The organism is Kribbella sp. NPDC023855 (assembly GCF_040639475.1).
Classification (GTDB): Bacteria; Actinomycetota; Actinomycetes; order Propionibacteriales; family Kribbellaceae; genus Kribbella.
Map to the genome: position 1 here is coordinate 734,255 of NZ_JBFAAA010000002.1, position 22,659 is coordinate 756,913.

Annotated in this window: 19 protein-coding genes; 6 read left to right on the plus strand and 13 right to left on the minus strand. The window is 68.5% G+C overall.

The features are described from left to right. Nucleotides 1-164: 164 nt before the first annotated feature. Nucleotides 165-1,586 (minus strand): hypothetical protein, encoded by a 1,422-nt coding sequence (locus tag AB0F51_RS09290; protein ID WP_360276468.1) that lies wholly within the window; start codon nucleotides 1,584-1,586, stop codon nucleotides 165-167. Next, nucleotides 1,586-2,626 carry a hypothetical protein gene (locus AB0F51_RS09295; RefSeq protein ID WP_360276471.1) on the minus strand — a complete coding sequence of 347 codons (1,041 nt, stop codon included), beginning with the start codon at nucleotides 2,624-2,626 and terminating at the stop codon, nucleotides 1,586-1,588. Before AB0F51_RS09295 ends, AB0F51_RS09290 begins: the two co-directional genes overlap by 1 nt. Nucleotides 2,627-2,823: 197 nt before the next feature. Between AB0F51_RS09295 and AB0F51_RS09300 the strand changes: the two genes are divergently transcribed. Both AB0F51_RS09300 and AB0F51_RS09305 read left to right on the plus strand, forming a co-directional pair. Next, complete coding sequence (locus tag AB0F51_RS09300) at nucleotides 2,824-3,378, plus strand: MarR family transcriptional regulator (RefSeq protein WP_360276474.1); 555 nt, start codon at nucleotides 2,824-2,826, stop codon at nucleotides 3,376-3,378. An 80-nt stretch (nucleotides 3,379-3,458) separates the two neighbouring features. Beyond that, nucleotides 3,459-5,018, plus strand: coding sequence for a molybdopterin-dependent oxidoreductase (locus tag AB0F51_RS09305; protein WP_360276477.1), 1,560 nt, complete (start codon nucleotides 3,459-3,461; stop codon nucleotides 5,016-5,018). Here AB0F51_RS09305 and AB0F51_RS09310 read toward each other — a convergent pair. Together AB0F51_RS09310 and AB0F51_RS09315 are read right to left on the minus strand one after the other, a co-directional pair. Further along, nucleotides 5,015-5,602, minus strand: a complete 588-nt coding sequence (locus AB0F51_RS09310; protein ID WP_360276480.1) for a hypothetical protein — start codon at nucleotides 5,600-5,602, stop codon at nucleotides 5,015-5,017. The two genes, AB0F51_RS09305 and AB0F51_RS09310, sit on opposite strands and share 4 nt — an antisense overlap. A gap of 261 nt (nucleotides 5,603-5,863) precedes the next feature. Further along, nucleotides 5,864-6,478 carry a TetR/AcrR family transcriptional regulator gene (locus tag AB0F51_RS09315; RefSeq protein WP_360276482.1) on the minus strand — a complete coding sequence of 205 codons (615 nt, stop codon included), beginning with the start codon at nucleotides 6,476-6,478 and terminating at the stop codon, nucleotides 5,864-5,866. Between the two features lie 58 nt (nucleotides 6,479-6,536). Between AB0F51_RS09315 and AB0F51_RS09320 the strand changes: the two genes are divergently transcribed. Continuing rightward, entirely contained in the window at nucleotides 6,537-7,466 is a 930-nt protein-coding gene (locus AB0F51_RS09320; RefSeq protein WP_360276485.1) for a hypothetical protein, read from the plus strand. Continuing rightward, the gene (locus tag AB0F51_RS09325; protein ID WP_360276488.1) at nucleotides 7,463-9,526 is read left to right on the plus strand and encodes a YhgE/Pip domain-containing protein; all 2,064 of its coding nucleotides are present in this window, start codon (nucleotides 7,463-7,465) and stop codon (nucleotides 9,524-9,526) included. Before AB0F51_RS09320 ends, AB0F51_RS09325 begins: the two co-directional genes overlap by 4 nt. Here the strand turns inward: AB0F51_RS09325 and AB0F51_RS09330 are convergent. From AB0F51_RS09330 to AB0F51_RS09340, 3 genes are all read right to left on the minus strand, one after another. Then, nucleotides 9,523-10,908, minus strand: a complete 1,386-nt coding sequence (locus AB0F51_RS09330) for a hypothetical protein (RefSeq protein ID WP_360276491.1) — start codon at nucleotides 10,906-10,908, stop codon at nucleotides 9,523-9,525. The genes AB0F51_RS09325 and AB0F51_RS09330 overlap by 4 nt on opposite strands. A gap of 164 nt (nucleotides 10,909-11,072) precedes the next feature. Then, complete coding sequence (locus AB0F51_RS09335; RefSeq protein WP_360276493.1) at nucleotides 11,073-11,741, minus strand: N-acetylmannosamine-6-phosphate 2-epimerase; 669 nt, start codon at nucleotides 11,739-11,741, stop codon at nucleotides 11,073-11,075. A 13-nt stretch (nucleotides 11,742-11,754) separates the two neighbouring features. Beyond that, nucleotides 11,755-12,693 carry a BadF/BadG/BcrA/BcrD ATPase family protein gene (locus AB0F51_RS09340; RefSeq protein ID WP_360276496.1) on the minus strand — a complete coding sequence of 313 codons (939 nt, stop codon included), beginning with the start codon at nucleotides 12,691-12,693 and terminating at the stop codon, nucleotides 11,755-11,757. 133 nt (nucleotides 12,694-12,826) lie between these two features. Here AB0F51_RS09340 and AB0F51_RS09345 point away from each other — a divergent pair, with 133 nt between their 5' ends. Further along, nucleotides 12,827-13,654: an LLM class flavin-dependent oxidoreductase gene (locus AB0F51_RS09345; protein ID WP_360276498.1), complete on the plus strand. Its 828-nt coding sequence runs from the start codon at nucleotides 12,827-12,829 to the stop codon at nucleotides 13,652-13,654. Here the strand turns inward: AB0F51_RS09345 and AB0F51_RS09350 are convergent. Further along, on the minus strand, nucleotides 13,651-15,075 hold the full coding sequence (locus tag AB0F51_RS09350) for a gamma-aminobutyraldehyde dehydrogenase (RefSeq protein WP_360276501.1): 1,425 nt from the start codon (nucleotides 15,073-15,075) through the stop codon (nucleotides 13,651-13,653). The two genes, AB0F51_RS09345 and AB0F51_RS09350, sit on opposite strands and share 4 nt — an antisense overlap. A gap of 62 nt (nucleotides 15,076-15,137) precedes the next feature. After that, on the minus strand, nucleotides 15,138-16,808 hold the full coding sequence (locus tag AB0F51_RS09355) for an amidohydrolase (RefSeq protein ID WP_360276504.1): 1,671 nt from the start codon (nucleotides 16,806-16,808) through the stop codon (nucleotides 15,138-15,140). A gap of 155 nt (nucleotides 16,809-16,963) precedes the next feature. Here AB0F51_RS09355 and AB0F51_RS09360 point away from each other — a divergent pair, with 155 nt between their 5' ends. Next, the gene (locus tag AB0F51_RS09360) at nucleotides 16,964-18,355 is read left to right on the plus strand and encodes an aspartate aminotransferase family protein (RefSeq protein ID WP_360277260.1); all 1,392 of its coding nucleotides are present in this window, start codon (nucleotides 16,964-16,966) and stop codon (nucleotides 18,353-18,355) included. Here the strand turns inward: AB0F51_RS09360 and AB0F51_RS09365 are convergent. Genes AB0F51_RS09365 through AB0F51_RS09380 form a run of 4 tightly spaced genes read right to left on the minus strand, consistent with a single transcriptional unit; the run spans nucleotide 18,352 to nucleotide 22,658 of the window. Further along, nucleotides 18,352-19,809 (minus strand): FAD-dependent oxidoreductase, encoded by a 1,458-nt coding sequence (locus AB0F51_RS09365; protein WP_360276507.1) that lies wholly within the window; start codon nucleotides 19,807-19,809, stop codon nucleotides 18,352-18,354. The two genes, AB0F51_RS09360 and AB0F51_RS09365, sit on opposite strands and share 4 nt — an antisense overlap. Continuing rightward, nucleotides 19,799-20,608 (minus strand): ABC transporter permease, encoded by an 810-nt coding sequence (locus AB0F51_RS09370; RefSeq protein ID WP_360276510.1) that lies wholly within the window; start codon nucleotides 20,606-20,608, stop codon nucleotides 19,799-19,801. The genes AB0F51_RS09365 and AB0F51_RS09370 overlap by 11 nt, the downstream gene beginning before the upstream one ends. Beyond that, nucleotides 20,605-21,522, minus strand: coding sequence for an ABC transporter permease (locus AB0F51_RS09375; protein WP_360276512.1), 918 nt, complete (start codon nucleotides 21,520-21,522; stop codon nucleotides 20,605-20,607). The genes AB0F51_RS09370 and AB0F51_RS09375 overlap by 4 nt, the downstream gene beginning before the upstream one ends. Beyond that, nucleotides 21,519-22,658: an ABC transporter ATP-binding protein gene (locus AB0F51_RS09380; protein WP_360276514.1), complete on the minus strand. Its 1,140-nt coding sequence runs from the start codon at nucleotides 22,656-22,658 to the stop codon at nucleotides 21,519-21,521. Before AB0F51_RS09380 ends, AB0F51_RS09375 begins: the two co-directional genes overlap by 4 nt. Nucleotide 22,659 lies beyond the last annotated feature (1 nt).

Consider the following 22,659-nt stretch of genomic DNA (forward strand, 5'->3'; position numbering starts at 1 on the left):
AGACCCGCGGCGACCGCAGTCGGCGGGCCGCCGGAAGGACACGGACGTAGCGGGGCCAGGGCTGGCCAGCCCGGCGCGGTGGTGGGCGCTGCCGACAACCCGTGACGGGAGTCGGGCTGTGGGGCTGTGGTCTGGCTGAGCCCAGCAGGGTTGGGGTGAGTGGGTTACCAGTTGCCGGTGGGGCCGGGGAGGTCGGGGGGATCTGAGGGGTGGGTGGAGGGGTGCGGGGGTTTGGGTGGGCGTGGGGGCGGGGGTTGGGGTGGAGGCGGTGGGCCGCCTGGGGGGCCCGAGGATCCGCCGCCGGAGTGCGAGTTGCCAGAGCCAGAGCTTCCAGAGCGGGAGCCTCCTGACCCAGAGCCTCCGGAGCGGGAGCCTCCGGAGCGGGAGCCTCCGGAGCGAGGGGTGGGGGAGCCGCCGCCGGAGGGGGAGCCGCCGCCGGGTTCGCCGGCTGAGTGGGAGGTTGCGCCGGAGAGGGCGCTGGTTGCTTGTTTGGTGGCGGCTAGGGCGGCGCCTGCGCCGGCTGCTGCTACGCCGATTGCGCCGGTGGCTTGGCTGCCGCCGCCACCTCCGCCACCTCCGCCACCTCCACCCCCGCCGCCACCTCCGCCGCCAGAGGCGGAGCCGGAGGTGCGGCCGGGGGAGCGGGCGACGTTGATGGCTCCGGTGGCTAGGCCGCCGGGGTCGGCTACTGCGGCGCCGCTGGCTGAGCCGCCGCCGGCGACGGCTGCGGTCAGGGGGACGGTGAAGCGGAGTAGGGCCGGGAGGGCGACGATGGCCAGGGCCAGCATCATCAGGCCGGTGAGGACTTGCACCAGGCCGTCGCCGGACCGGTGCATCATGCCGTCATGGCTCATCCGGAGAGCTGCGGCATAGATCAATGCGGCGGCGGGCTTGTAAGCGATGAAGGCCAGCGCCCACCCGCAGAACTTCTTGAACCACGCCTTGCCTGCCTCGGTGTTCGTCGCGGCGGCCGCCAGTGGGAACGTCCCGGCCAGTAGCACCAGCATGGCCGAGCGGATCAGGAGCAGGACGATCTGGATGAGTGACGCGATCATCGCCGTCGCGCCGGCGAACAGCGCGATCAGGATCGGCAGCTTCTGCGCGACTCCGTCGTCCATCACCAGGTTCTTCATGGCGCCGTCGAAGGACGATGTGGGCGGCAACGCCTTGGTGACAAGGTACTTCGAGAATTCGTCCGACCACATCGTCAGCAGTTGCAACACTGCCGATCCGGCCGCCGATACGGCCATGAACAACATCGTTGCCTTTAGCAACTCACGGAGCGGCTCGGCGCGTTGCTCCCAGGCGATCCGCATACCCGCGACCACCGCCGCCAGCGCGAAGATCGTGCCGGCCACCCAGATGACGTGCTCCTGCAGGAACGCGACCGGTCCGCTGGCGGTCCAGTCCTGACCGCTGCCGGTGGCGAGCGTCGGGCTCTCGAGGTTGATCCAGAACGTCGCCAGCGAGCGCAGGCTCTCGAGCGCGGCCTTGTTCATGTCCTCCAGCAGCGCGTCGAACTGACTGCTGATGACGGACTGAAAGCCTTCCTTCACCTGACAGGCGACATCGAGTCGGCCGCACATCAGACACCGCTCCAGGCCACGAAACCGTCGAGGTCACGGTGCTGCGAGTACGGCGCACCGACTGGGCTCCCGCTCGGGGGTGGGACCAGGCGCCAGTCACCGGCGTACCAGGTGAGGGTGATGGTGGCGCTCATGTACTGCGATTCGACGGGCAGCGCGAGCATGATCGTGACGCGGTCGCGGCTCGCGTCAACCACTCGATAGCCGGCCAGCTGCGTCGGCTCCGAGGACGTGTCGCCGGACTCCGTCGCCAACTGCTCGATCAGGATGTCCGTCTCGCGACCCGGCAGCATCAGTTTGCGGGCAGTCGCGACGGCTTTGGTCTGGTCGGCCAGCGCGGCGATCACGTTGTACGCCGCGTAGACCGCACCGGTCGGCGAATGCGCAAAACACCGCCGGAAGCCGTCGCTGTCGGTCTTCCCCGGCCCGTACGCCGCCGACCGCGGCACCACCACCCGACGACTAACCTCCCACCCATCCACACCCGGCCCCTTCCCCGAGGGGACCCCCTGGTCGCCATACCTCACCCGACACCGCTCCGCACCACCGCCCGAAGCACCAGCCGACTGCGGACCAGCCGTAGCCCCGGAGTCGGAGCCGGGCTGGGAAGGTCGAGCCCCGGACGGCTGCACCCCCACCGAGCCCCCGGGCTCGGTGGAGCCCGGGTCGCCGGAGCCCGGGTCGCCGGAGCCCCGGTCGCCCGACCCCGGGTCGCTGGAGCCCGGATCGCCGGAGCCCGGGTCGCTGGAGCCCGGGTCGCCCGACCCCGGGTCGCTGGACCGTGGGTCGCCCGACCCCGGGTTGCCGGACTGCGAGGCGCCCGAGGTGGAGCCCGTGCCGGCTGGGGCCGAGTCACCTCGAGCCGTGCCATCCGAGCGCGAGTCGACCGTGCCTGGGCTCTGGGCCGCTGCTGGGTTGCCCGCGTCCGAGGAGGGGCCGGTGGCTAGGAGGACGGCGCCGCAGGCGAGGGTGGCGGCAATGATGATGGCGGCTGCGATGAAGCCGCGGCCGAACGGTGACTGGTCTTCGGTTTCACTCATCGGATCCCCCACGTTCCCGGGCTGCTGCTGACCCTGGAAAGCCTGGCAAAGATCGGGCGAGCGCCGCGGAAGTTATCCACAGGTAGCTGTCCGCAGCGCCTCTGTCACGCTCAATAACCCATCGATTGCGTCTCGACCTGTAGCCGATAGGTCACCCGGTGTAGCGAACTGACCTAGTCAGCTAATAGAGTCCGCGCATGACCATCGCGCCTTCGCTTTGCTCGCCCCTAGCGCTCGCCGATGCAGAACCCACTCACGCCGCCGAACCCTGGGAAAGCGACGTGATCACCGCGTACGGCCTGCTGCGCGAAGCAGCAGCCGAACTCGATCACCTGATGCGCCATTCCCTCAAGCGCAGTGGTCTGCAAATGGCAATGTTCGAACTGTTGCTGCGGCTTGCCCGTAGCCACGGGGAGAAGCAGCGTCTCACCTCACTCGCCCGGGAGCTGACCGTCACCACCGGCGGCATCACCCGGCTGGTCGACCGCGCCGAGAACCTCGGACTGGTACGCCGGGAGCCCTGTCCCGACGACGCCCGCGGCTCGTACGCGGTTCTCACGGAGGAGGGCAAGCGGCGGCTGCGCGAAGCGCTGCCGGACCACCTCCTGGAGATCGACAGCCTGTGGATGTCCCAGCTGGCGGACGAGCAGGAGCTCGTCCTCGGCAAGCTCCGTCGCGTTCGCGACAACGCCCGTCGCTGGCCCAACGGCCGGCCCAACCTCGGTCCGCTGTCCGCAGCCGACCGGATCTGACCTCAGCAAGAGCATTACCCGCTACTAACGGATGCGGCGTCTGGCTGGTGCCTGGCGCCGCACCGAGCGATCGTTGAGCCGTGAACCAACCTCTGGTCCGGCAGGTGTCCAGCGACAGCCCTCCCGTGCGCTCCCACCGGACTGGACTCTTTCTCAGGTCAGCAGCCGGCGGAGTTCTCGCCGCTCTCGCAGGCCTCGCCGCGGGCTCGGTCGCAGCCGCTCTGCTCGGCACCCGGCTGTCGCCCGTCGTGGCGATCGGCTCGGCCTTCATCGACCGCGTCCCGCCGTGGCTCAAGGACCTCGCGATCTCCGTCTTCGGAACGCACGACAAGACCGCGCTGAAGACCGGCATCCTCATCGTTCTGCTAGCCCTCGCCGCTGTCGGCGGTGTTCTCGCCGTACTGCGGTACTGGACGGGCGCGGCCGTCGTCATCCTGCTCGCAGGTCTCGCTGTCCTGGCAGCAGCCACCCGGCCCGACACTGGCCAGACCGGTTTCGTCCCGTCGTTCGTCGCCGGGGTCACCGCGCTGCTGATCCTCAGGCTCTTCGCCACCAGGCTGTCCGGTCTCGTCACTGACCCGCAGGACGGCGTCAGTCGCAGAGGCTTCCTGCAGCTCTCAGCCGGGGTGGCACTCGGAACGGTCGCGGCCGGCGCGCTGGGCCGGGTCGTCGGCGGGCGACGCACTGCCGTCGCGGAGGCTCGCGAGGCGCTGAACCTGCCCTTGCCGCCGAGCCTCGACCCGCCGGCCGGAGTACAGGCTGCTGGGGCTGTTCCGTGGGCAACGCCGACCGAGGATTTCTACCGGATCGACACTGCGTTGTCAGTCCCGCTGATCACGCCCGCCGACTGGAAACTGCGGATCCACGGCATGGTCGATCGCGAGGTCGAGGTGAACTTCGACGACCTGCTGAAACGCAAGGTCGTGCACAAGTGGGTCACTTTGGCGTGTGTCAGCAACGAGGTCGGTGGCGATCTGATCGGCAATGCGCTGTGGTCCGGCGTCCTCCTGAAGGACCTGCTGGCCGAGGCGGGGCCCGCCGCCGATGCCGATGCGATCAAGTCGACGTCGCAGGACGGCTTCACCGCCGGTACGCCGCTGAGCGCGCTGACCGACGATCGCGAGTCGATGCTCGCCTTCGCGATGAACGGGCAGCCGTTGCCGGTGGAACACGGGTTCCCGGTGCGCATCGTCGTACCGGGGCTGTACGGCTACGTCTCGGCGACCAAGTGGCTGACCGAGATCGAGGTGAGCCGGTTCGACCGGTTCGACGCGTACTGGACGCCGCGCGGCTGGTCGGAGCTCGGCCCGATCAAGTTGTCGTCGCGGATCGACGTCCCGCGGTCGAAGGCGACGGCCGGTCAGGTGACGGTGGCCGGCGTGGCGTGGGACCAGCACGTCGGCGTCTCGAAGGTCGAGGTCCGCGTCGATGGTGGCCCATGGCAACAAGCAGAGCTGGCGACGGACGCGTCCATCGACACCTGGCGGCAATGGCACTGGACCTGGGACGCGCCGCGGGGCAACCATGTCCTGCAGGTCCGCGCGTTCGATGCCAAGGGCAACCCGCAGATCGAGGCCCAAGCACCGCCCGCCCCCGACGGCTCCACCGGCCTGCACAGCGTGGACATCAAGGTCAGCTAGGCGGGGACCCGCAGGACGCACCAGACGACGGTGCCGGTCTGGGTGGCCGAGGTTCCCCAGGTCTGGGCGATTCCGGTGAGGATGCGGCGGCTCAACGGATCGATCGACGCCTCGTCCGTCGTACCGGCGATCTGCCGGTGGGCGATCGCGACCGTCAACAGGCTCTGCCTGAGCTCGAGTCGCAGGACAGGTTCGATGGCGAAGATCTGGATCACGTGGTGGACGAGCTCGGCGGCGACCGCGACGGCGTCCTCGGTGAGAACGCCGCAGTCCCATTGGTTCAGGCGCTCGGCCACGTGCCGGCGCGCGCTGCTCGCGGCGACCCGACCGGATGGCAGCAACTCCACCGACAACCGCCGCAGTGGTGGCTGGTGGACCGCCGCCAGCGCCACCGAGAGATTCGGGCAGATCCGAACGAAGTTACCCAGCACGCGGACCCGGGACTTCAACCGGCCCTCCAGGGCCGGGCCGGAGATCAGGACCAGTTCGGTTCCCGACCAGATCGCCGCCTGCCGGGCCGCCACCGCGAAGATGTTCAGCGCGACCGGGTGCTGGATCGCGACCAGTTGCAGGTCGACCACCACGGCGGTCGGCTGATCGGAGACATTTCAGCAGCATGGTCCGCAGTTTCGGGACGGCCGCCAGCGACAGCACTCCGATCAGGCGGATCACCGTGACCCCGGCGACGCCCTCGCGAAAGTCGATGGCCAGCAACGTGTCGCTGCCACTCCGACTCGGTTCACCTTGGTTCAAGGTGATCAGCTCCCCAAGGCGCCCACCTTCAGTGACGGAAGCCTGCCGGCGACGTTACACCTCGTAGTCGCGATGTCGAGGCTTCACGCCCCTCAGTCACCCTCTGTCCAGGTGACGGCCGCCAGGACCATCGGGAGGAAGGTGTGTTCGAGGGTGCCGGCCGGGAGCTGCTCGGGCTCCAGCAGGGTTTGCGCGCGGGCGCCTTCGTGGACCGCGATGACCAGTCGGACGAACTGCTGCGCCGGGACGCTCAGCCGGAGCCCGCTGGCCTTGGTGATTTCCTCGACGAGTCGGGTCAGTTGGTCGCGGAACATCGCCCGCTGCCGGTTCAGCGCCTCCGCGGCCTCCGGGTGCCGGAGTGCGTGCAGGGTGAACTCGGTGGAGATCAGGTGCCACTGCCGCTGGTCAGGCGCCGCCTCGTCGAGCAGACCCAGTACTGCGTCCAGCAGGGTCACCGGCTGGTTCGCAAGGTCGGGCAACAGCGCGGCGATCTGCTCCAGCAGGCGATCCGTGGTGGCCTGGAACAGGGCGAGCACGAGCTCGTCCTTGGAGCCGAAGTTCGAGTAGAACGCGCCGCGGGTGAAGCCGGCCCGGTCGCAGATGTCCTCCACCGAGGCGCCGTGGAAGCCGCGCTCGGCGAACACCTCGAGGGCACCTTCGAGCAGCCGGGCCCGGGTGTTGGAGCGACGTCGCTTGGGCAGTTCCATGTCAGTAGGATACAGTTCTGTATTGAATACACAACCGTATTGAACGGGGTTTGTCAGGATGGAGCTCAAGGCTCACGCGATCAGCGTGCGGGGTCCGCACGCGCCGATGCTGCAGCCGACGTCCGTCAGTGTCGGCGACCACCAGCTGGTACTGCTGGCGGGTTACCCCGGCCCTGGTCACGTCGCCGTGTCTCTGGGGCTGTCCGGGCGGCTGAAGCCGGACGGTGGCGACGTACAGCTGGACGGCGAGACCTCTGGTCGCGTACTGCGCCGCCGGGTGGCCGTCGTCGATGCGCCGGGGATCACTGAGCCTGATGACGCACTGCCGGTCCAGACCGTCGTCGGCGAGGAGCTGGCGATCGCTGGGCAGAAGGCTGGACGTAAGTCCGTCCTGGAGTGGTTGGAACAGCACGGGTGGGCCGGGTTCGCTGACCGGCGGTTCGAGCACCTGCCGGTGAGTGTGCGGACCAAGCTGCTCGCAGAGCTCACCGTGGCTCGGCCGGACGTCAAGGCGGTCATCCTGACGATGCCGGACCGGCTCGGTGGGGATCCGCACGAGTGGTACGAGCTCGGGCGCGACCTGGCGTCCCGCGGGTACGGGGTGATCATCACCTGCGCAGACGCGTCGGCACGACTCCTCGGAGTCGAAGCAGCCCAACTCGGCTCAGTCAGCCCGCCCGCTCCCGTGCAGGTGGAACCCGTAACACCGATCGAAACCACGGAAGAGCCCACCGAGGTAGCCGAAGAGCCGGTGATGGCCGAAGAGCCGATGGAGGCCAAGGAGCCGGTGGAGCCCGAGGAGCCGGGGAGGCCGGTCGTGGCCGAGGAGCCGGTGGAGCCCGAGGAGTCGGTGGAGCCGGTGGAGCCGGTGGAGCCGGTGGAGCCGGTGGAGGACGTAGTACCTGAGGAGGCGCCCGCGGACGACGTAGTACCGGAAGAGCCTGTGGTGGCTGACGTAGTCGACGAGACGAAGAAGGACCTGGCATGACCTCGATCCGGATGGCGATGAGTGAGCTGCGGCGGTTGACCGCGGGGCGGTTGCCGAAGCTGGCCGTGGTTGCGTTGCTGTGCGTCCCGATGCTGTACGGCGGCCTCTACCTGTACGCCAACCACGACCCGTACGGCCGGCTGGACAAGGTCCCCACCGCGGTCGTCGTGGAAGACGCCGGTACTACGTTGTCGACCGGCGAGAAGTTGTCGGTCGGCCCGCAGGTCGCCGACGAGCTGGTGAGCTCGAAGAGCTTCGACTGGCACCGGGTGAATCGCGCCGACGCGCTGGAGGGGGTCGGGAACGGGAAGTACGAGTTCGCGCTCGTGCTGCCGAAGACGTTCTCCGCGGATCTCGCGTCGAGTGCCGAGTTCCAGCCGCGGCAGGCGAATCTCGAACTGCTGACCAACGACGCGAACAACTACCTCGCCCACACGATCGCGAACCAGGTCGTCGCGCAGGTGACCAAGTCGGTCGCCGCGCAGGTCAGCGAGACCGCGGCGAGCAAGCTGCTGGCCGGGTTCAGCACGATCCACGGCCAGATCACCAAGGCGGCCGGCGGCGCCGGGCAACTGCAGAGCGGTCTCACCTCAGCTGCCACCGGAGTCGGCAAGCTCCAGACCGGTGCAACTCAGCTGAACACCGCGCAACAGCAACTGTCCGCCGGAGCAACGAAACTTGACACCGGCCTCGGCGAGGCAGCGAAGGGCGCTGACAGCCTCGCGACCGGCGCAGGCCAGTTGAGCTCCGGCCTGACGACGCTGAAGAACAAGACGGCCACCTTGCCCGCCGACACCCGGAAGCTGGCCAACGGCGCCGATCAAGTTGCTGATGGCAACGAGAAGATCGCGGGCATCGGCCAGGAGGTCGCGACCGCCTCGAGCACCCTGGTCACGGACCTGAGCACGCTCGACGCAGGCCTCGCCGCCCGTCTCAAGGCTCGCGGTTTCACGCAGACGCAGATCAACCAGGTGCTGACCGAGACCGCGAAGCTGCGCGCACCGGTGGTTACCGCGAACACGAAGATCCAGTCGACCTCGAAGCAGCTGAACCAGCTCGCGACGGGTGCCCGGCAGGTCGCCACCGGAGCCGAGACGCTCGCCAACGCGACACCCGCGCTGACCAGCGGAATCAAGGACGCCTCCACGGGTGCTTCGCAGCTGAGCACCGGCGCGACCCGGCTGAAGAGCGGCATCGGCACTCTCCACGCCGGATCCACGCAACTCGCGGCCGGTGAACGCCAAGCGGTCACTGGGCAAGGCCAACTGCTGACCGGCGTCAACAGCCTCGCGACCGGAGTCGGCAAACTCAAGACCGGCGCGACGGACCTGAACACCGCACTGACCAACGGCGCGAAGCAGATTCCGGACCCGTCTCCTCAAGCCCGCAAGGCGGTTGCCGAGACGCTGGGCGCACCGGTCGGACTGAGGAACTCCTCGCAAGCGACCGCCGACAGCTACGGCGCGGGACTCGCGCCGTTCTTCCTCAGCCTGTCCTGCTGGATCGGCGCGTACGTCCTCTTCCTGCTGGTCCGGCCGCTGTCACCGCGAGCACTCGCCGGCCTGCAGGCACCGGTTCGCGTCGCCCTCGGCGGTTGGTTGCCTCCTGCAATCTTCGGCGCGATCCAGGCGGCGCTGGTGTTCACCGCGGTCATCTTCGGACTCGGGATCGACACCGCGCACCCCTGGCTCACGGTCGGCTACCTGATGCTCACGTCGCTGACCTTCGTCGCGATCCTGCACGCTCTGTCCGCCTGGCTGGGGGCCGTGGGCAAGTTCCTCGGCCTGGTCCTGATGGTGATCCAGCTGGTCAGCGCGGGCGGTACGTTCCCGTGGCAGACGATCCCGGCACCGCTCTACTTCTTCCACCACGTCCTGCCGATGAGCTACGCCATCGACGGCGTCCGCCACCTCATGTACGGCGGACCCGGCAACAGCATCCCCAAGGACCTCTTGGTCCTGGCAGCCTGGCTCGCAGTCGGCCTGACCCTCTCCTCCCTGGCAGCCCGCAAACAACGAGTCTGGCCGGCCAAGAAGCTCCAGCCAGAACTCGCGATCTAACTCGGATCGGCCAGGAGTTTGGTGGCTGCTACCAGTAGTTCCTGGGTGGCCGGCTGGTCGAAGTACGTGATGAGGGCTTCGTAGGTGCCGTGGTGGGCGGCGTCGGGGTCTACTACATAGCCGAAGTAGCCGTCGGTGTAGCCGATGACTCGGGTGATGGGGTGCGGGCTGTCGGTCTGGAGGTAGCAGCCGTGGCTGGCGAAGAGTTCGACTGGGAGGTGGACCCAGGCGACCTCGCCGAGTTTGACGACGCTGATCGGGAGGTCGAGCGCGGGCGGGAGGTTGGCAGCTGCCATTCGCGCTTGGCCGCGGGCGCCGTCGAGGCGGGTTTGCGCGATGCGCTGGGCCGGGTGGTCGATGCCGCCGTGGATATCGGCTTCGGCGGTCGCCACGCTGGCTTCCAACTCCATCGGGGTCGGCAGGTCGCGGACCTTCAGGCTGACCGTCGTACGGCGGATGGTTGGAGCCACGGAGGGTAGGTCGAGGCCTGGTTCGGTGAGTGCTTCGGCGACGCGAGCCGCGAGGAGACCGCCGAGACGTTCGACCTCGGGGGCGCCGCGGCCTTGGCGGGTGAAGCGAGGACTCACGTCGCCTGCCGCTCCCTGGAGGAAACCGACAACCGGCTCGGGACGAAAGGCGGTGGCGCCGGGAACGAGGCCGGCGCCGGTAGGCGGAGCGGCGGCAGGCGGAGCGCTGGCGGGGGGAGCGGTGGCGCCGGGGGCGGGGCGGGCGCCGCCGGGAGGGGCAGGGGCGAGGTTGGCTAGGGCTTTGCGGGCTGCGCCGGGCCAGTCGGCGGAGTACAGGAGGTTTTCGGGGCCGTACGTCGTGGGGTGGCAGGCGAAGTCGAGGAGGACCGCGGCGAGTGAGTCATCGGCGAGCGAGTGCAGGGCCAGGATCCCGGCGGTGTTGTCGTGGGGACCGTTGCGCCGATGTCTGTTGGTGCCGACGCCGATCACCTCGATCGAGCGCCATGAGGCGCGGACCGGGCGGCGTTCCAGCGAGGCGGAGGCGACGGCAGCGGCGAGTGCCTCGTACAGCGCGGCCTCTCGCTCGGCCGGGATGACCGGATGAATCTCGCCGGTCCAGCCCGCCGGCGCGGAGTGGGTGTGGGAGGCACACACCAGCACGCATTCAGGCGGGATGCCCGCCGCAGCGCCGGCCGCCGCGGAAAGCTCGGCCGCGAGCGACGTGCCGACCGCGATCGCGTCCAGGCTCAACCAGAGCACCCCGGGCGAGTCCGCCGTACTGAGCCAGATCATCGTCGCGCGCAACGGATCCGCAGTACCGGTGGCAACCCCCTCGCGGGCCGCATAGCCGTCGAGACGATGGCCGGGGGGTGGCGTCACGTCCAGGGACACCGCGGCCAGCAGCAATTCGTTCATGTCAACGCTCCCGCGGTCAGGCCGGTGCTGAGCTGCCGGTGGAGTCTCCAGTAGACCGCCGGCACGGGGAGGATCGGAATGGTCCGGTGAATTCACTGTGACAACCCTGCGTCACAGCGGCCTCCGTCAAACCCTGCGTGATCAGATAGCGCCTTTCCGGGACATCAGCCGCGCGGGATCGCGCCGACGAGGCGCGCGGTGATGTCCGTCGGGTCGGTGATGGCATGGCCCACGACGACGGCGTACGCGCCTGCCGCACACACGGCCCGGACGTCGTCGGGCGTACGGATCCGTCCTTCGGCGATCACCGGGCAGTCCAGCTCGGCGACCAGCCGGCGGACCAGGTCGACATCTGGTCCGATGGGGGTGCTCGCATCCGTATAGCCGGACAGCGTGGTGGCGACCAGATCCGCTCCGTCGGCCCGCGCCGCGAGACCGGCCTCCAGACTGTCCACGTCAGCCAGCACCGGTACGCCGAGCTCACCGTGGACGCGTTCGATCTGGCGGCGCAGGGTTTGCCCGTCGGGGCGCGGCCGCAGGGTGCCGTCGAGCGCGACGAGATCTGCGCCCGCCTCGACCACTTCGACGGCCGACTCGAACGTCGGGGTGATGAATACTCCGCTGGGGTCGCCGAGTTTGTTGAGGCCGATGATCGGCAGCTCGGTGACGGCGCGGATCGCGGCGATGTCCTCGGCTCCGTTGGCGCGGATCGCTCCGGCGTCACCGGCCTGCGCCGCGCGGGCCATCAGGGCCATCGCCTCCGGCGAGTGGAACGGGTTGCCTGGGTCGGCCTGGCAGGAGACCACGAGGGTGCCTGGCTTGATGATCGACATGAGTTGTCCCTGTTCATTGCGGGCGGTGGATCACGAGCAGTTCGGCGTACGGGCCGGGTGGTGATGTCGCCAAGCGCTCGGCACCGTCGAGGGAGTTGCCGGCGGGCGCGGTGAGGCGGGCGCGGGGGGTTAGCGCTTGGCGCACTGGCTCAGCGAGTTGTTCGCCGGCGCCGGAGAAGAGGCCGCCGACGCAGGCGACCGGTACTGGGTCGTTGCCGGCCAGTCGGTCTACTGCGGTGGTGATCGTTTCGGCGATGTCGACGGCTGCTTGCTGGACGATGCCTTGGGCAACTAGATCGTCGGCGGCGGCAGCGCGCAGTACTTCGGGCGCGAAGCGGGCGACGTCGTCCACGAGGGTTGGGGACGAGTAGAGGGCGATCGGGTCGAGTGTCGTCTCGGCGAGGCTGGTCACTGGACCGCGGCCGTCTCTTGCCCGCTGTACTGCGGCGAGTCCGGCGCGACCGATCGCGAAAGCACTGCCGGCGTCGCCGAACAGGTACCCGTGCCCGTCCACCTTGTGCCACGACCCATCCCGATCCACCGCCAGACACACCAACCCGGTGCCACCAGCAACCACCACCCCGTACCCATCCGGCAAAGCCCCCGCATGAGCCGTCACCATGTCCTGAGTCAACCGAACCTCATCCGCCTGAAACAGCTCACAGACACCCACAGCAAGCTCCTTCGCCTTCTCCGGTTGTTGCGGAAACCCGGTGAGACCGAGAGCGACAACCTCGACCGCTTGAAAGACATCGTTGGCCTCGCCGCCCCGCGAGCCACCGGAGGCTGGGCCAGGCCAGCCTGCCTTTTCTGCTGTGTGGCGGATTGCGTTGAGGGTTTGTTGGAGGCTGTTGGTGCCGTGGGTGTAGCCGGGGCCTTCGGCTGTGGTGCGGGTTGGGAGGACTCGGAGGCGGAGGGCTGACTGGCCGCCGTCGAAGGCTAGGTGGGTCATGCGGTGATCCAGTCGATCATCGAACAATGATGGAGGGGTCGGAGGGATCGAGGGCCATGTGCCTACTCTGGCTGCCTGGCTCTGGTCGGTAAAGCAAACTGAGTAGACCACTAGAACTTCTGGAGGGGACGGCATGCGGTTCGGGCTCAAGGTGAATCCGGCGGGGTGGGACGACGCGGCGTACTGGGCGGGGGTTGCCGAGTCGGCGGGGTTCGGCGGGCTGTGGACGGGTGACAACCTGCGCAATCCGCGGGACGCCGCGATTCCGGTGCACGACGGGCCGACTGTGATTTCCGGGTGGGCGGCGACCACGACCAAGATCCGGGTTGGGTTGCTGATCGCGAACATGGTGTTCCGGCACCCGACGCTGCTCGCGAAGCAGGCGACGACGCTTGACCACATTTCCGGCGGGCGCTTCGACCTGGGCATCGGTTCCGGCGTCTGGCCGACCGACCACGGGATGGCCGGTACGCCGAGCTGGACCGCGCGTGAGCGGACGGACCGGCTGGCCGAGTTCGTGGCGGTGGTGGAGCGGTTGCTGTCGGGCGATGTGAGCGACCACGACGGTCCGTATTACCCATATACGCTGGCCGCGATGTCGCCGGGCACGGTGCAGGAGCGGCTGCCGTTGATCGTCGCGGCGAACGCTCCGCGGGCGCTTGCGGTGGTCGCGGCCCACGCGGACGGCTGGGTGACCTTCCCCGGCGCTGCCGCCGAGGAGGAGTTCTACGCGAAGTCCGTCGAGCGGGTGCGCTTGCTGGACGAGGGCCTCGGCGGCCGGAAGATCCGCCGGGTGCTACTGGCCTACGGCGAGATCGACCCGTGGGCATCGGTCGACGGATTCGCCCGTCTCGTCGACCGCTACCGCAACATCGGCTTCGACGAACTGGTGCTCTACAGCCCGAAAGAACACCAGCAAGCCGTCTTCGACCAGGTAATCACCCGCCTCGACTCCTACTAGAGCTCGATGTTCGACATGACGTGTTTGATGCGGGTGTAGTCCTCGAGGCCGTACATGGAGAGGTCTTTGCCGTGGCCGGAGTTTTTGAAGCCGCCGTGGGGCATTTCGGCGACGATCGGGATGTGGGTGTTGATCCAGACGCAGCCGAAGTCGAGGCGGCGGGCCATGCGCATCGCGCGGCCGTGGTCGCGGGTGAAGACCGAGGAGGCCAGGCCGTACTCGACGCCGTTCGCCCAGCGGAGGGCTTCGTCCTCGTCGGTGAAGCGTTGGACGGTGATGACCGGGCCGAAGATCTCCTGCTGGATCGCCTCGTCGTCCTGCCGCAGCCCTGAGACGACTGTGGGGGCGTAGAAGTAGCCGCGGTCGCCTACCGCACTACCGCCGGTTTGCAGGGCGGCGTGGTCAGGGAGCCGGTCGACGAAGCCCTTGACCCGGCGGAGTTGGTCGGCGTTGTTCAGGGCGCCGTACGCGACCTCCTCCTCGGGGCGGCCGGTCGTGGTCGATCGCGCCTGCTCGGTGAGGGCTGCGACGAAGTCGTCGTGGATGCGTGGGCCCGCAAGGACTCGGGTCGCGGCTGTGCAGTCCTGGCCGGCGTTGAAGTAGCCCGCGCCGGCGATCGCTTCCGCGGCGGCCTCCAGGTCGGCGTCGTCGAAGACGACCACCGGAGCCTTGCCGCCGAGCTCGAGATGCGTGCGCTTCAACTGTCGTGCCGCGGCCGACGCGACCTCCATGCCCGCCCGGACCGACCCGGTGATCGCGACGAGCTGCGGGATCTCGTGATCGACCAGCGCGCGCCCGGTGTCGCGATCTCCGCAGACGACGTTGAAGACACCCGGCGGCAGGAACTCGTTGCACAGTTCGGCCAGCAGCACTGTCGAGGCTGGTGTGGTGTCGCTCGGCTTCAGCACGACGGTGTTCCCGGCCGCGAGCGCCGGTGCGATCTTCCAGATCGCCATCATCAACGGGTAGTTCCACGGCGTCACCTGACCGACGACACCAATGGGCTCGCGCCGGATCCAGGACGTGTGGCCGGCCAGGTACTCCCCGGCCGACCGCCCCTCCAGTACCCGCGCGGCGCCGGCAAAGAAGCGTAACTGGTCCACACAGGGCGGCAGCTCCTCGCTCGCGGTCAGCGCGAGCGGCTTGCCGGTGTTCTCGCTCTCCACCCGGGTGAACTCGTCCGACCGCATCTCCAGCGCATCCGCGATCTTCAGCAACATCCGCTGCCGGTCCGCCGGCGTCGTGTCCCGCCAGCTCTCGAAGGCCCGGGCCGCTGCCCGCATCGCCTGGTCGACATCCTCCGGGCCCGACTTCGGCGCCTGCGCGTAGACCTCACCGGTCGTCGGGTCGATCACGTCGTACGTCGCACCGCCGAGCGCGCCGGCCGGCTTGCCGTCCACAAGATTCGAGAGCGTCTGCATGGCCGCGAGCCTAATCGCAGTCGCAACGAATTCGGTAGGCCTTCCGGCGATCCACAACGGATTCACGCGCCGGAGACACGTTCTCCTGCGACATAGGTCGCAACTACCTTCGCCGCACCGATCTCGTCGAGAGGTTGGGTGAAGGGGTCCCGGTCGAGGATGGCCAGGTCGGCGAGCATGCCCGGCGCGATCCGCCCGGTCTCGTCGGCATGGTTCACCCACGCACTCCCGGACGTGTACGCCGCCAGCGCCGTCGCCAGGTCAAGCGCCTGCTCCGGCAGGAACGCCTCGTACTCGCCATCACCGGTGTGCCGATTCACAGCAACCTGTACTGCGGCCAGCGGGTCCGGGCTCGACACCGGCCAGTCCGAGCCGGCCGCGAGCCGGGCACCCGAGCGGGCCAGATCGCCGAACGGGTACTGCCAGTTCGTGCGCTCCGGACCGAGGAACGGGATCGTCAACTCGTCCATCTGTGGCTCGTGGACTGCCCAGAGTGCCTGCATGTTCGCGGCGACTTCGAGCTCGGCGAAGCGGCTGATGTCGTCGGGGTGGATGACTTGCAGGTGGGCGATGTGATGCCTTCCGTCGCTGGCGCCGTTCGTCTTGCGGGCGGCTTCGAAGGCGTTCAGTGCTTCGCGGACGGCGCGATCGCCGATTGCGTGCACGTGGACTTGGAAGCCTGCAGCGTCCAGGGCGGTGATGTGCTCGCCGAGGGCACGCGGGTCGACGAAAGAGAGGCCTGTGTTGGTGGTGCGGCAGCCGCAGCCGTCGTAGTACGGGTCGAGCATGCCGGCGGTGAAGTTTTCGGCGACGCCGTCCTGCATGATTTTGACGCTGCGCGCTTGGAGGCGGGGGAATTGCAGCGCTGCCCGGCGCTCCAGCAACCCGGGGATCTGCTCGGCGCCGAGGTCGCGGCGCCACCAGAGGGCGCCGTTGACGCGGGCGGTGAGGCGGCCGTCGCGCGCCAGTTCGACGTACGCCGGGGTCGAGTCGGACAGGTTCGCGTAGTCGCCGAGGATCGCGTCCTGCCATCCGGTGACGCCGAGGGAGTGGAGGTACGCCTGGGCGTTGAGGAGGGCGGCGACCTGCTCCTCGTGGGTGGTTGGTGGGACGAGGCGGCCGACCAGGTCCATTGCTCCCTCGTGGAGGGTGCCGGTCGGGGTGCCGTCGGGGGCGCGTTCGATGCGGCCGTCGGCGGGATCCGGCGTACGGGCGTCGATGCCGGCGAGGCTGAGGGCGCGGGAGTTGACCCAGGCGCCGTGGTGGTCGGCGTTGACGAGGAAGGCAGGGCGGTCGGGGAGGACCGCGTCGAGGTCGGCCGCGGTGGGGGTTCCGCCGGTGTAGTCGGGTTGATGCCAGCCACCGCCGAGAATCCAGTCGAGGTGGGGATTGGCTTCGGCGTACGCCGCGATGGTGCGGAGCGTCGCGTGGCGCCCGGACACGTGGGAGAGGTCGCACCGAGCTCGCTCCAGACCGCCTTGCACCGGATGCACATGAGCGTCGACGAACCCCGGCAACAACAACCCACCTTCCAGATCAACCACTTCCACATCCGAACCCCTGAACTCGTCCCAGACATCGCTGGCGGTCGCGGAGTCTCGCCCCGCCACACCGCCCCGCCGCCCGTCCCCGGGTCCGGCTGCCAGGATTCGGCCGGCGCGGATTGCTGCTGACCAGCCGGGACGGTAGGTGTGGCCGTCGAAGATGGCGCCGTTGGTGAAGAGGGTGTCCATTGGAGCAGTTTGTCGTAGTGCGGAATCCGCGCGAGAGACCGACTGCGACGGTGGATATCGATAGGAGATTGGACACTTTGGAACGGAATCGCTTGCCAGGGTTGCAGGTCGGCAGGCAGGATGGCGGGATCGGCCAGGTTGAGATGAGGGAAAAGATGATGCCGTCCGACGGGCTTGACGACACCGACTTCGCCCGGTTGCAGCAGTCCGCGCGTGACCATCTGTGGATGCACTTCACCAGGATGGGGAGCTACCAGACCGCCGAGGTTCCGGTGATCGTGCGCGGGGACGGCGCCTACATTTACGACGCTCGCGGCAAGCGCTACCTCGACGGGCTGGCCGGTCTGTTCGTCAGCCAACTGGGGCACGGGCGCACCGAGCTGGCTGAGGCCGCTGCTAAGCAGGCCTCTGAGCTGGCGTTCTTTCCGCTCTGGTCCTACGCGCATCCGAAGTCGATCGAGCTCGCCGAGCGGGTGGCCGGCTACGCACCGGGCGATCTGAACCGGGTCTTCTTCACCAGCGGTGGTGGTGAGGCCGTCGAGACTGCCTGGAAGCTGGCGAAGAACTACTTCAAGCTGACCGGCAAACCGATGAAGCACAAGGTGATCAGCCGCGCGATCGCGTACCACGGCACCACCCACGGCGCGCTCTCGATCACCGGCCTACCGGACCTCAAGGCGCAGTTCGAGCCGCTGGTCCCGAGCACCTTCCGGGTGCCGAACACGAACCTGTACCGCGCCCCGATCCACGGCGACGACCCGGTCGCGTTCGGCCGCTGGGCCGCCGACCAGATCGCCGTCGCGATCGCGAACGAAGGCCCCGACACCGTCGCCGCCGTCTTCCTCGAACCGGTCCAGAACGCGGGCGGCTGCTTCCCGCCCCCACCCGGGTACTTCGAACGGGTCCGCGAGATCTGCGACCAGTACGACGTCCTGCTGGTCAGCGACGAGGTGATCTGCGCCTACGGGCGGCTCGGCCACATGTTCGGTGCCGAGCGGTACGGCTACCAGCCGGACATGATCACCTGCGCGAAGGGACTCACCTCCGGCTATGCCCCGCTGGGCGCGATGATCGCCACGGACCGGCTGATGGAGCCGTTCCTGCAGGGCAACGCGTCGTTCGCCCACGGCTACACCTTCGGGGGCCATCCGGTCTCCGCGGCCGTCGCACTCGCGAACCTCGACATCTTCGAGCGCGAGCGCATCAACGAGCACGTCCGGGACACCGAGGGGGAGTTCCGTGCGACGCTCGAGAAGCTGCTCGACCTTCCACTGGTCGGCGACGTCCGCGGTGACGGGTACTTCTACGGGATCGAACTGGTCAAGGACAAGGCGACCAAGGAGACCTTCGACAACGACGAGTCCGAGCGGCTGCTCCGCGGCTTCCTGTCCAAGGCCCTCTTCGACGCCGGCCTCTACTGCCGCGCCGACGACCGCGGCGACCCCGTGATCCAACTGTCGCCGCCCCTGATCTGCGACCAGACCCACTTCGACGAGATCGAACAAATCCTCCGCGCCGTCCTCACCGAGGCGGAAACCAAGCTCTAGAAGTCGAATCCGAGGCCGAGGCGGTCGAGGGTTCGGAGCCAGAGGTTGCGGTGGCCTGCGTGGGAGTCCGCGCGGGCCATCGACCAGCGGGTCAGGTGGATGCCGGCGGAGCGGATCGGCTCGGGTGGGAACGGGAGTGGGCGCTCGCGGACCATCCGGAGTTCGGTGCGCTCAGAGACTTCGCCGTACAGGAGGTCGAGCATCACGTTGGCGCCGAAGCGGGTCGCGGCTACTCCCAAGCCGGTGTAGCCGAGGGCGTAGGCGATGCGCCCGCGAGACGCCGTACCGAAGAATGCGCAGAAGCGGGTGCTGGTGTCGATGACACCGCCCCAGCGGTGGGTGAAGCGCAGGCCTTCCAGTTGCGGGAAGGTCGCGAAGAAGTGCCGGGCGAGCAGCTCGTGGATGCTGTCGCGTTGCTCGTACGCCGGGTCGATGCGGCTGCCGAAGTGGTAGAGCGGGGTGTAGCCGCCCCAGAGGATCCGGTTGTCGCGGGTCAGGCGGTAGTAATGGAAGAGGTTCGAGGCGTCGCCCACGCCTTGCCGGTTGCCCCAGCCGATGGCGGTCAGTTGCTCGGCTGACAACGGCTCGGTGACCAGTGCGAGGTCATAGACCGGGACGGCGTAGAGGCTCAACCGCCGGAGCAAGGGCGGGAAGGCGTTGGTGGCGAGCGCGATCCGGCCCGCGCGCACTGAGCCGGTTGCCGTGCGCAACAAATCGCCATGCAGACCGATCACGGGTGAGTGCTCGTGGATCCGGACGCCGAGGTCGAGGCAGGCGCGTCGCAGGCCCCAGGCGAGTCTGGCGGGCTCGACCAGCGCAGTACCGGAGTGATCGGCGAGTGCGCCGAGGTAGGTCGGGGAGTTCAGTTCGGCGCGGGTCTGGTCGCGGTCGAGCACGGTCACTCGGTGGCCGAGCGCTTGCCGGGCTTCAGCTTCCTTGGCCAGCTCGTCCAGGTGATGCGGGGCGGTCGCGACCGTCAGTTCACCCGTTCGTTCCCACCCACAGTCGATCCCGTACTTCGCGATGCCGGCGCCGATCGCGTCGAAGTTCTCCTCACCCAGGCGCTCCAGCTTCGGCAACTCGCCCGGCCAGCGGGCCAGCCCGTTGCCGAATCCGTGCGTAAGACTCGCCGCGCAGAAGCCGCCATTGCGTCCGCTCGCCGCACTCCCACAGGTCGACGCTTCCAGGACGACCACGTCGAGCGATGGGTAGCGCTCCTTCGCCCGCAGCGCTGTCCACAGTCCGGTGTAGCCGCCGCCGACGACGGCGAGATCGGCCGTTGCCGGCCCGACGAGCGGATCAAGCGGGGTCGGAGCAGCGGGATCGTCGAGCCAGTACACCCCCGGCTTGGCGTCGCGGAGCGCGCCCGAGCCCGCGGCGAGGGCAGCCGCGGCGCCCGCCTCGCGGGATGCACCGCGGCCGGGGTGGCGGGGAGCGGTCCGCTCAGCGGGCACTGGTGTTCCGGCGGCGGCGGGCTAGTTCTCCGCCCAGTACCAGGACCAGGGCTACCAGGAACATCGCGGTGCCGATGACGTTGATTTGGGGTGGGATGTCGCGTTGGGCCGAGCCCCAGACGAACATCGGGAAGGTCACCGTGGTGCCGGCGTTCAGGTTGGTAATGATGAAGTCGTCGAAGGACAGCGAGAAGCTGAGCAGGGCGGCCGCCAGGATGCCCGGGAAGACCAGCGGGAAGGTGATCCGCCAGAACGTCTGCCACTCGTTGGCGTACAGGTCCATCGCCGCCTGCTCGAGCCGCGAGTCCATCCCGGTCAGCCGCGCCTTCACGGTGACCACGACGAACGACAGGCAGAACATCACGTGCGCGATCAGGATCGTCCAGAAGCCGAGCCGGCCGCCGAAACCGGACGAGACGAACAGCGCGAGCAGGGACGAGCCGAGCACGATCTCCGGTGAGGCCATCGGCAGGAAGATGAACAGGTTCGTCGCCGACCGGCCGCGGAACCGTTGCCGCACCATCGCAAACGCCATCAACGTGCCGAGCGCCGTGGCGATGACGGTCGCGACCAGGCCGATCCGCAAGCTCACACTGACCGCCTCGCACAGCCCGGACGGCCGGCACGGATGCTGCCAGTTATCCCAGGTGAAGCCGTCGAACGTGTAGGAGAGCTTGTTCGTCGGCGCGTTGAACGACATCAACATCACCACGAAGATCGGTGCGAACAAGTAGAGCAGCACCAGCAACCCGATGAACAGGATCAGGTGCCGACCGATCCAGCGACCGACGCTCGTCATACCAGCTCCTCCGTCCCGGATCGACGGACGTAGAGGAGCACCAGTACGACGATCGCGGCCATCAGCGTCACCGACAGCGCGGCGGCCGTCGGATAGGAGCCGGCCGCGAACAGTCGTTGGATGTCGTTGCCGATCATCCGTTGCTTCGGCGTACCGAGCAGCTGGGCGTTGATGTAGTCACCCGCCGCCGGGATGAAGGTCAGCAGCGTTCCCGCGACGACGCCCGGCATCGACAGTGGCAGCGTCACCGTGCGGAAGGTGGTGAACGGACCGGCGAAGAGATCGCCGCCCGCCTCGATCAGCCGATGATCGATCTTCTCCAAGCTGGCATAGAGCGGCAGCACCGTGAACGGCAGGAAGTTGTAGGTCAGGCCGGTCACCACCGCCGCCGTCGTGGCGAGCAACCGGCCGTCCGAGCCGAGGATGTGCACCGCCTTCAAGGCATCGACGACAAAGCCGTTGTCGCTGAGCAGGGTCTTCCAGGACAGCGTGCGGATCAGGAAGCTGGTGAAGAACGGCGCGATCACCAGCGCCAGCATCACGTTCTTCCAGCGGCCGGCCTTGAAGGCGATCGCGTAGGCGAGCGGATAACCGAGCAAGAGACAGAAAGCCGTTGTCAGCAAGGCGTACCACAACGAGCGCCCGAACGGTCGCGCGTAGTCGGCCAGCGCCTCCACGTAGTTGTGCCAGCTCCACGTCATCGAGAACCCGGCCTCGATCGAACCGTCCGGGTCGTAAAGGCTGGCCGCGAGCAGAGTCACGCTCGGTACGACGAAGAACAGCAGCAGCCACAACCCACCGGGAAGCAGCAACAGGTACGCCGTCAGCCGGCGCCCTGGTCGCTCGGCCTTCCCAGCGGCACCCGCGGGCGGCGTACCGGCAGCGGGCCCGGGAAGCTGGCCGAGGGCGCTCATCCCGCGTCGCCCGTGACATCCTCGACGCCGGCCAGCGCGTCCTGCGCCGCGTCGAGCACGAAGGTGTGCGCCGGCTGCCACTGCAGATCGACCGCGTCGCCGACCTTCAACGCCTCCCGCGCCCCGGTGTTCTGCTCGAACACCGTCAGCTCCTGTCCCCAGGGCAGTTTGGCCAGGTACTGCGTACTCACGCCGACGTAGCTGACATCGGTCACCACCGCGGAGCGCAGTACGTTGGAGCCGTTGTTGTGCTCGGTGTCCGCCGGGGCGAGGAACACCTTCTCGGGTCTGATCCCCATCCAGATGTCGCCCTCGGTCACCCGGCACCGCGGTACCGGCACGGTCACCTTGCCGCCATGGACGTCGACCACCAGATGGCCGTCGGTCTGCCCGACGATGGTGGCGCGGACCAGGTTGGACTGCCCGAGGAAGTTGGCGACGAACGTGGTCGCGGGCAGGTCGTAGAGATCGGCCGGCGAACCGAGCTGCTCGATCACGCCGGCGTTCATCACCGCGATCGTGTCGGCCATCGTCATCGCTTCTTCCTGGTCGTGCGTGACGTGCACGAAGGTGATGCCGACCTCGGTCTGGATCCGCTTCAGCTCGAGCTGCATCTGCCGGCGCAACTTGAGGTCGAGCGCGCCGAGCGGTTCGTCCAGCAGCAGCACCTGCGGCCGGTTGATCAGCGCGCGGGCCAGCGCCACTCGTTGCTGTTGGCCACCAGACAGCTGCGACGGCTTTCGCTTGCCGTAGGCACCGAGCTCGACCAGGTCGAGCATCTCGCCGACCTTCTGCTTGACCTCCTTCACCCCGCGCCGCCGCAACCCGAAGGCGACGTTCTCGAAGGTGTCGAGGTGCGGGAAGAGCGCGTAGTTCTGGAAGACGGTGTTGACCGGACGCTTGTACGGCCGCAGCCCGGTGATGTCCTGCCCGGCCAGGCTGATCGTGCCGCTGGTCGGCTCCTCCAGCCCGGCGACCATCCGCAGTGTGGTGGTCTTGCCACAACCGGACGGGCCGAGCAACGCGAAGAACTCACCCTGCGGCACGGTCAGGTCCAGCTCGTGCACGGCCCGGTGGCCGGCGAACTGCTTGCTGACCCCGCTGAGCACTAGGTCACCGGTCTCGTTGTCAGGCATG

Coding starts and splice junctions, on each gene's coding strand:
- AB0F51_RS09290 (WP_360276468.1), bottom strand. CDS start 1,586: ATGTGCGGCCGACTCGATGTCGCCTGTCAGGTGAAGGAAGGCTTTCAG.
- AB0F51_RS09295 (WP_360276471.1), bottom strand. CDS start 2,626: ATGAGTGAAACCGAAGACCAGTCACCGTTCGGCCGCGGCTTCATCGCA.
- AB0F51_RS09300 (WP_360276474.1), top strand. CDS start 2,824: ATGACCATCGCGCCTTCGCTTTGCTCGCCCCTAGCGCTCGCCGATGCA.
- AB0F51_RS09315 (WP_360276482.1), bottom strand. CDS start 6,478: ATGGAACTGCCCAAGCGACGTCGCTCCAACACCCGGGCCCGGCTGCTC.
- AB0F51_RS09320 (WP_360276485.1), top strand. CDS start 6,537: ATGGAGCTCAAGGCTCACGCGATCAGCGTGCGGGGTCCGCACGCGCCG.
- AB0F51_RS09325 (WP_360276488.1), top strand. CDS start 7,463: ATGACCTCGATCCGGATGGCGATGAGTGAGCTGCGGCGGTTGACCGCG.
- AB0F51_RS09330 (WP_360276491.1), bottom strand. CDS start 10,908: ATGAACGAATTGCTGCTGGCCGCGGTGTCCCTGGACGTGACGCCACCC.
- AB0F51_RS09335 (WP_360276493.1), bottom strand. CDS start 11,741: ATGTCGATCATCAAGCCAGGCACCCTCGTGGTCTCCTGCCAGGCCGAC.
- AB0F51_RS09340 (WP_360276496.1), bottom strand. CDS start 12,693: ATGACCCACCTAGCCTTCGACGGCGGCCAGTCAGCCCTCCGCCTCCGA.
- AB0F51_RS09345 (WP_360276498.1), top strand. CDS start 12,827: ATGCGGTTCGGGCTCAAGGTGAATCCGGCGGGGTGGGACGACGCGGCG.
- AB0F51_RS09350 (WP_360276501.1), bottom strand. CDS start 15,075: ATGCAGACGCTCTCGAATCTTGTGGACGGCAAGCCGGCCGGCGCGCTC.
- AB0F51_RS09355 (WP_360276504.1), bottom strand. CDS start 16,808: ATGGACACCCTCTTCACCAACGGCGCCATCTTCGACGGCCACACCTAC.
- AB0F51_RS09360 (WP_360277260.1), top strand. CDS start 16,964: ATGATGCCGTCCGACGGGCTTGACGACACCGACTTCGCCCGGTTGCAG.
- AB0F51_RS09370 (WP_360276510.1), bottom strand. CDS start 20,608: ATGACGAGCGTCGGTCGCTGGATCGGTCGGCACCTGATCCTGTTCATC.
- AB0F51_RS09375 (WP_360276512.1), bottom strand. CDS start 21,522: ATGAGCGCCCTCGGCCAGCTTCCCGGGCCCGCTGCCGGTACGCCGCCC.
- AB0F51_RS09380 (WP_360276514.1), bottom strand. CDS start 22,658: ATGCCTGACAACGAGACCGGTGACCTAGTGCTCAGCGGGGTCAGCAAG.